We start from the raw sequence: 650 nt of genomic DNA, 5'->3' as shown, positions 1-650 counted from the left end.
CCCCGATGCCGCCGAGGCCCGGCATCCTGATATCCGAAATGACGACGTCTGGCCGCAATGCCGCAACGGCGGCCGCTGTAGGCGGGCGCCAGGCCTCAGATAGCATAGCGATACGGCGCGCGACTATGCCGCGCGCCGTATTAGCCAGGCGGTTCGGCTTGGATCAGGGGGCGGAAACGAGGGTCAGTTGCGTGACGCCGGCGGCGATGTTGATGCCGATTTCACCTTCGACCGAGATCGGCTGCAGGGCGAACGCATCGCCCGAGCCGCCGACCAGAACATTGGCGCCAAGGCCAGGACCGAAGGCCGCGTCCGCGCTGGCGCCGACATACTTGCCGGCCAGTGCGCCGACCGCCGGCGCGTTGTTCGTCTGGGTGATCACGCCCCAGATTAGGTGTCCTTGCTCGACGCCGCCGAGCGCGACGCCGAAGGTTTCAATCTTACCCGTGTAGTTGTTGGCGGGCCCGGCATTCTGCGCCGGGACGAACTGGCAGGTCATGGTCTGCTTTTCGACCAGGATCAGGCCAACGCCTCCGGAAACATCGCATTTCAGCGTGCCGACCTTGGTCGCGGACTGCGCCATGGCGCCGGAGGCCAGCAGCAGCGATGCCGCGACCGCAAAGCCGGCGCCAAGAGCCGCGCTCTTGGCG

Annotated in this window: 1 protein-coding gene; it reads right to left on the bottom strand. The window is 66.9% G+C overall.

The window, feature by feature from the left end:
• Positions 1–163: 163 nt before the first annotated feature.
• A partial coding sequence (locus OSH12_RS26200; RefSeq protein ID WP_266346581.1) for a DUF992 domain-containing protein occupies positions 164–650 on the bottom strand: 487 nt, incomplete at its 5' end.

Origin of the sequence: Kaistia terrae (assembly GCF_026344005.1) — a bacterium.
GTDB classification, from domain to species: domain Bacteria; phylum Pseudomonadota; class Alphaproteobacteria; order Rhizobiales; family Kaistiaceae; genus Kaistia; species Kaistia terrae.
Note: the sequence above shows the minus strand (reverse complement) of the source record. Positions and strands in the feature narration are given on the sequence as shown.